Annotated in this window: 7 protein-coding genes and 1 pseudogene; 4 read left to right on the top strand and 4 right to left on the bottom strand. The window is 58.4% G+C overall.

The genetic code is table 11. The annotated features are described in order from the left end of the window. A partial coding sequence (locus EFD56_RS30830) for a phasin family protein (protein ID WP_189636761.1) occupies nucleotides 1-251 on the top strand: 251 nt, incomplete at its 5' end. Between the two features lie 256 nt (nucleotides 252-507). After that, complete coding sequence (locus EFD56_RS30825; protein ID WP_004680434.1) at nucleotides 508-807, top strand: hypothetical protein; 300 nt, start codon at nucleotides 508-510, stop codon at nucleotides 805-807. 341 nt (nucleotides 808-1148) lie between these two features. On the opposite strand, the gene EFD56_RS30815 is transcribed toward EFD56_RS30825, so the two are convergent. The 3 genes from EFD56_RS30815 to EFD56_RS30805 all read right to left on the bottom strand — a co-directional run bounded on the left by EFD56_RS30815 (nucleotide 1149) and on the right by EFD56_RS30805 (nucleotide 3239). Beyond that, entirely contained in the window at nucleotides 1149-1367 is a 219-nt protein-coding gene (locus EFD56_RS30815) for a lysozyme family protein (protein WP_037147006.1), read from the bottom strand. Nucleotides 1368-1436: 69 nt separating this feature from the next. Continuing rightward, nucleotides 1437-1742 (bottom strand): hypothetical protein, encoded by a 306-nt coding sequence (locus EFD56_RS30810; protein WP_004680432.1) that lies wholly within the window; start codon nucleotides 1740-1742, stop codon nucleotides 1437-1439. Between the two features lie 525 nt (nucleotides 1743-2267). Beyond that, entirely contained in the window at nucleotides 2268-3239 is a 972-nt protein-coding gene (locus EFD56_RS30805) for a leucine-rich repeat domain-containing protein (RefSeq protein WP_004680431.1), read from the bottom strand. A 130-nt stretch (nucleotides 3240-3369) separates the two neighbouring features. Between EFD56_RS30805 and EFD56_RS33540 the strand changes: the two genes are divergently transcribed. Further along, complete coding sequence (locus EFD56_RS33540; RefSeq protein WP_010068000.1) at nucleotides 3370-3498, top strand: hypothetical protein; 129 nt, start codon at nucleotides 3370-3372, stop codon at nucleotides 3496-3498. Nucleotides 3499-3955: 457 nt separating this feature from the next. Here EFD56_RS33540 and EFD56_RS30800 read toward each other — a convergent pair whose 3' ends face one another. Next, nucleotides 3956-5983, bottom strand: coding sequence for a type VI secretion system Vgr family protein (locus tag EFD56_RS30800; RefSeq protein ID WP_008536037.1), 2028 nt, complete (start codon nucleotides 5981-5983; stop codon nucleotides 3956-3958). 549 nt (nucleotides 5984-6532) lie between these two features. On the opposite strand from EFD56_RS30800, the pseudogene EFD56_RS33625 reads away from it, so the two are divergent. Continuing rightward, nucleotides 6533-6670 (top strand): annotated as a pseudogene (locus EFD56_RS33625) (CoA ester lyase); the annotation flags it as partial. Between the last annotated feature and the right edge of the window lie 77 nt (nucleotides 6671-6747).

The following is a 6747-nucleotide window of genomic DNA, read 5'->3' as shown; positions in this document are numbered from 1 at the left end:
TGTGGTGGAAGACGATCGCTGCACTGCAGGCCGACGCCGAGGCCAGCTTCTCACATTTGCAAGCTTTGCTGGGCGCGAATTCGCCGTCGCAGATCCTCGAACAGCAGTCGACCTTTTTCCGCAAGCGGGTTGAGACAAGTTTGCAGCACGCCAAGGAAGTCCGGGTGCTCTCAAGCAGGGCGGTGGAGGAAATCTCAAAGCCGGTCAAGGATGCTTTTGACAAGGTGCTGACGGACCTCAAGGCGACGTAAAAGCGGACTCGCACTTAAATCGCCTGGACTGATCGGGGGCGGCCTACCTTATTCATGGACGGAAAAGATGGTGACGGGGACCATCAGGTCGGGAGAGAGCTGGAAAGTGTGTCCTGCGATCTCGATAGCTCCAGCTAACAAGCTCCTGAAAACGGATCGCGGGCGGCCGGCGTGACATATTGGACGGTTTGAACTGGCGAAGAACCCACCATCTTGGTATCTAACCGCGTAGGGGGCAGGGGGCAGGGAAGTGGTAATGGATTCACGCAGGGACATAGCCGAGCGGGTCATCGCGCGTTGGAAGGCGCGAGGAATCCGGATCGATGAAGACCCGGGTTTCATGGAACTGGTCGCTCTTTGGACGGCAGGGTCGATTGCGTCCGGTGAAATGCGCCGCCGGTATTCGGCGCTCCAGCGCGAGCGGTCGCTGTCCAGGTCAATGCCACTTGATGTGTATCCCTGCGACGAAGGGGCGGAGGTCGATCATCGATCGATTGCGATTCCAGACGACGAACCAGATGAACGGGGAGGTCTCGGACTGCCGGCGCAAGGGTGACTCTTACAAAGGGCTCATCACGCACCATTTCCTGGCGAGCGCGAACTTCACGAAACAGCGGGTCGACAAGCGCTGCGTCGCGTTGTGCATATTCTCGGGAAGAGTCCGAAAAATCCTTGCCACGAGCCGCAATGGCTGGCGGCTCAGCAAGGTAGAAGGTGAGGAGCGGCCGGCGGTACTGAGTCGACATCTTTATCAACTGTGGGCGTGTCGGCTCAGGGCATCTTCAAGCATGGCAAGGCGGTCGCTGCCCGCTATACAGGGTGCATCGCTAATGCCGAGCTTGTCGGCACATCTTCAACGCTGAGTCCCTCAGTCTCGTGCGCCCAGCGTCCGACAAGTTATTGTCTTCCATGGGAGTCCGGCTTGCGCAAATTGCCCCCGATGAAGGTTGGTCCGCCCGGGTCTTCCGCATGGAAAACGCGCGTTGCCTCAAAAACGCCGGTGCGCCATGCATAGGTCGTATCGTCGATCATCTGCGGCAAGACCTCCTGGTTTGTCGGACGACCGTACCATTTGGTGACGATGCGGGCGACTTTGGCGACGAGCGCGGTACTCATGCGAAGGTTCGAGTGTGCATCGAACATCTCCGGCGCCAAATAGCATCGAGACCTCGTTTGGGCGAAAGGTTATTCCTTTGCTGCAAAGCCTAGCTCAACGCGGCTGACATCTAAGATCGCCCGAAGGACGTCGATGCCGAATTTGAGGCTTTCCACCTCGACATCCAGCGAGATGCCCTCGGTGACTGTGCCTTTTGCGTTAGCGATTACCACCTCCTCCAGGTCTTCGAACCACTGAGGACTGTTCCCTTTGTGAAGCTTCGATAGTTCCGCAATCGCGACACTAAATGCCGATTGGACCGCGATTAGAGCGGCGCCGAGCTTTCGTTCGTCTACACCCGAGATGCAAACAATGGGGCTGTTTTTCTCATCCATGGGCTGTTCCTCTGCTGGCTCGCCACGAAACCCTATTTCAACTAATAGGCGACAGAGTCGTCGATCGCCGACGAATGCAAATAGGCCCGTAGGCTGGAGTCTCGGGTAGTTAGATCAACGAATACGCGATGCTGGGGGTGGACCATGTGGAAATGGTGGATGCGCTTGAGGCCTGTTGAAATCTGGGTCCAGCTTCCGAACGTTCCAACCGGCGGCAATGCCTCTAGGCCGTAAGCGTCGCACCTCCTGGTACGCGATAGCGGGTAATCCTTTGTACGAACTGGCTCGCATGCAAGGTCGCCCGAAGGACACAAGTGCCGAGCCTGGGCTTTCCGGCCATAGTCTTCAGTGAGACGTCTGTTGCTTCCACAACTCAACACATTCCGGCGAGCGGCATAAACCTGCAAACTCATTGTTTTTGATCCGCACGCGTCATACCTGGCCTGCACCCCACCGCCATGGCTTCGGCAAAAGGCCTTTTACTCAAAACGCAGGGACCTAGTTTGGCCCGTTTGTCAGGCAGCATCACAAAAAGATCTGCGGAAGGCTCGTCCCGCTTTGCGCGCTCAGGTGCGCCCGCAGTCGATCTGGCAGCGGATTGTTATTCAGGTACACTTTGCAATGAGGCGGAAGCTGCGACAGAATGTACGGCAGTGCAGTTCGCCCGTCGCCAAGTCCTCTCAGGTTGTTTCCACGAACGCTAAGCTCCTCCAGCCCCCTCGGCAGGTTAGGGGGCAGGTGGGTCAGTTCATTACTGTCGGTGCTGAGCCACTTTAGGGTGGCCGGGAGGTCCTCGGGTAGGCTAGTCAGTTCATTGTGAGGGACTTCGAGCCTCGTGAGCTTTGCAGGAAGGCGCTCGGGCAGGCGAATTATATTATTGAGTTCGGCGCGGAGATCCGTCAATTCGAGGGGGAGATTCTCCGGCAGGTGCGCGATTTCGTTGCGGGTGACATGAAGCTCCCTGAGCTCAGGCGGCAGGTTATCGGGCAAACTGGTCAGCCGGTTGTGGTTGACGTAGAGATACTTTAGTCCGGAAGGAAGCTCGTTCGGCAATCTGGTCAGCCGGTTGCCGTCGACGTAGAGCGTCTCGAGCATGTCCGGAAGAACCTCAGGCAGCGTGGTCAGCTGGTTGTCGCAGGCAGAGAGCTTTCGCAGACCGGGCGGGAGGTTGTTGGGCAGCCTGCCCAACCGGTTGTCATTGGCGTTGAGCCGCTGGAGGCCGGCCGGTAAGGTGGGGGGCAGTGCCGTTAGGGACAGCGATGTTAAGTTCAGGGGGGCACGAAAATTGCGGGTTTCCGTCCAGGCCTCGATCCGTGCCATTGCCTCGTGCCGGTCCTCGTCCTGCTCCTGCTGCCCGTCTTCCGCCCAGGCCAGTAAAATTTCTTTCAGTGCCGCTTCGCCGGACGAGGAGCCAGTCAAGCCTTCAACCCAGTTAAAGGTGTCTTCACCGCCTTGTTCGGAACTATTGCCAACACCCCCCTGCCTTCTGCCGTACATTGCGTCGTTCCTTAGGTCATTGCGTCACTGCTGATGTTACTTCCGTCGCGACCTTTCCTTCCAATACCAAATTCGTATCCCGTTATGCTTCGGGGGCATGGCCAGCGTCCTCCCTCGAGCTGGACAGCGCATGATTTTTATCGCGACGTTGAACAATCCCACCATTGACATGCTGCGCAAACTCGGCCTGACAGGCATGGCCAGCGCCTATCAGGAACTCGAAACGCAAATAGAAGCGAGACACCTTCGAGCATGGTGAAAGGCTTCGACTGCTGCTCGAGGCGGCCACGCTCCGCCAGAAGCGCTTCGAGGCGAGAGCCCGCCCTGCAAAGCAGCGCTGTAACGCCCAGATCGAGAACGCTGATTTTTGCGCCGCCCGCGCCCCTGATCGCAATTTCGTGACGCCGAGTGATAAAGGTATTTCATCCACCAGTTCCAGCTTGGTGGAGACCTAAACCAGACGCATTTGGAGCCGCTTGCGGCCGATTTCGCGTGGCAACTCCATCTAACTGAGGCGCAAGTTCCCGGAACAAACGCTCACGCGCGATAACCTTTCCTCATTTTCGGGCAATCTCGCAGTGTCACGTTGATTTGGTAGGTCAGCTTACGACGCCGAAGCCGTTACGCTTTTTCTCTACGCCTGCAGGGCCCTGCCGACTTAAAGGCAACGACTTCCGGACAGCCGAGGCCCAGAACCAGTTCACCTTGACATCGTGTCACTCGGGCGTAACAGGCGGCAGCCCGAGTGTCGCAATAAGCTTCATTATCGACGGCGTGGGTGGACCCGGTGTCGGCGGCGGCATGGAGACGATGGACCCGAGCCGCGGAGGCGTTGCCATAACGCCAATCATCGTGCCGATAATGGCGATCCCATCGCCGCTGATTTCGATGGCCTGCGGGCCGGTTCTGCCCGATACTACAAGGCGGATCTTGTCGGGTGTTACCTCGACGCGGCTACCTAAGGCCGCTGCGGCAGGGGAGTCGGGCGCGGCGCCGCCCGAGGTCAGGAGGAAGTGTCTCTTGACGTCGATGCTGTAGATATTCCCGACCTCGACGGTATGATTCTTCTGGGCCTTCAAATAGACCTCCTCACGGCCCTGCTTGTCCTCAAAGCGCAGTTCATTGTAGGCATTAGCGGCGCCGCCATCGGTATGCGTCCGGAAGGTCGACCGCGTTTTGTCGGTCGGCAGGGTTTCAGGCGGCAGATTTGAGCCATTGTATACGACGCCGGTCACCAGGGGCGTGTCGGGATTGCCGTGGATGAAATCAACCACGACCTCATGGCCGATCCGTGGGACGACCAGGTTGCCAAAACCCTTACCAGCGAAGTTCTGGGCCACCCGAATCCAGCAGGAGCTGTTCTCGTTCTTTCCGCCTTCTCGGTCCCAGAAGAACTGAACCTTCACACGGCCGTACTTATCCGTCGCGATCGACTCGCCCTCGGGGCCCACGACGACGGCCGTCTGCGGTCCGTGAATCAACCGCGCCGGTGTGCGGCGCCTCGGTCGGTACTGGGTGGTCGCGGGGATAATCTCTACGTTGCTGTGATAGAGGAACCGCACGCCCTTCCCCCCCACGGTGTCCGCAGTGAGATCGTCCCCCACCTCACCGATGACAGTGAAGTCCTGTCCGACTGCCAGGAAGCGATCGGTGGGTTTCGGGCGGGAACCGACCTGGCCGTAGTAGAAGGGATTTGCCGCCTTGAATAATGACCCGGTCGTTATCTGGCGCGCAGTGCTTTCGATCCGCGCGCGATAAGCGTTGCAGGCGAGTTCCTCGGCACGGATGGTGGCGTAGAAATCGCCATCGCTTTTTTTTGTATACTGGCCTGGATACTCGAAGACCTCCCGCATTGCCGTGCAGCCGCTGCTTGCCGACGAGGTCTCGCCCGTTCTGACCGCCACGCTCTCCCGCGGTCGGGTGATGGCGCTTCCCGTGAGCTTGCATGGCGGAATGCCGCCTGTCCTCACGGGAGGAACACGCGCGACAGACGTCAGTTCTGCCATCGGCTTCTCATGGTCATAGTCCCTGAGAACGACCTTGTTCGGCTGTAGCGATACGACCTCGTCCCAATGCAGGATGACATCTTCTTGGTAAAGACTTCGGGCAGGCCTGAGATTGTGGTGGGTCTCTACGATCTCAGGCGTGCAGGCCATGTGACTCGCGGCGTTGTCGACCAGCACCAGGTCATGTTGGTCCTCAGCATGTTCAAAATAGTAGTAGATGCCGTCCTGCTCCATGAGGCGGCTGACGAAGGCCAGATCCGTTTCATCGTACTGGACGCAATATGGGCGCTGTGGGAACCGTCGGGCGGTCTGATTCTTGAAATTGCCTTTATGTTCTCGAAAAATCGTGGTGATGATCTCGATGCTCGTCTTGTTCTGAAAGACCCGACTGTTAGAGCGATGCTCGAGCAATGAAATCCACGGCCGCACCTGCGCCACGTAGTTGAGGTGCTCGGTATCGTCGAGGCCGAGATATTGGAAGCGCGTAACAACACCGTTGAAGAAGCGCGTTTGCGAGTCCTTGAGCTTAAGGCCGATTGTCAGGTTTTGACCGGGGATCGTAGCAAAGTTCTGAACTGGATTGCGGCTGGCGAGCTTCACCTCGTAGAGGAAAGGTTCCCCCAGCCGCTCGGTGCCACTGAGCCGCCGGAGAGAGATTTCATTCAACTCGGACGCGGCCGAAGTGACCGCAACAAAACGATTGTGCCTTAAGAGACTCTCGATTCTTGACTCGACCATGGTGGTGTGTGTTCCGCAGATTTGATGAGAAGGCGCGGTTGCGCCCGATGGCGTGAGTAGGATGCTGCCGAAGCCATCGGCGAAGATGCCGAAAAGCGTTTATTTCGTGCATCGAAATCGCCGACCGTTGCTCAGCCAAGATGTCTTGCTGGCCCGCATCGTCAGAGCCAAGCGGGGGAGGGCGGGGTGAAGAAAGCGTGTGGGTCTCTTGGAACTCACCCACGCTAAGTCCCACCCAAATCTCGCCATGCGGCCTTGTAACATCGATGAGTTGGCGGATTCCGGCGGTGCTAGCGACGACGTGTCTCCTGGAAGATTCAACCAGGCCCAGGGCGCAGCGCCCGAGCGGACAACCACGGTGGTCGAGTTTCGCCGCGATCGTCGGCTCGATAGGCCTCTCCGCTGCTGAAGCCTCAAGGGCGTCAAAATGGCGATAACGTTCCAAAGAGGCGTCACGGCGAATTTTGCAAAGGGCCTTGGCGGTCCCATTGCAGTTTGCGTTGAGCTTACTGAAGAGAGTCGAGCTTCCGATGCTTGTCATAACGGGCCTTCCAAGCCGCCGCCCGCCGTGCCGCCGCACTTGGTATCGAGGTTACGTGGGCCATTCACCCGTTCCAGATCGATCTCGCCAAGGAGATCTTCTCCCCGCCCGAAAAGAAGGTCGAGCGGGCCCGCCGCATCATGGATGTCCGTTTCAGGAGAGTGCCATGCGGCAGCCGGTGGGCCCCGGTCAGTCGGGGTAGTTGTCAAGTCATCGGCGTGCT

The sequence above is a fragment of the Rhizobium phaseoli genome (assembly GCF_003985125.1).
GTDB classification, from domain to species: Bacteria; Pseudomonadota; Alphaproteobacteria; order Rhizobiales; family Rhizobiaceae; genus Rhizobium; species Rhizobium phaseoli.
Note: the sequence above shows the minus strand (reverse complement) of the source record. Positions and strands in the feature narration are given on the sequence as shown.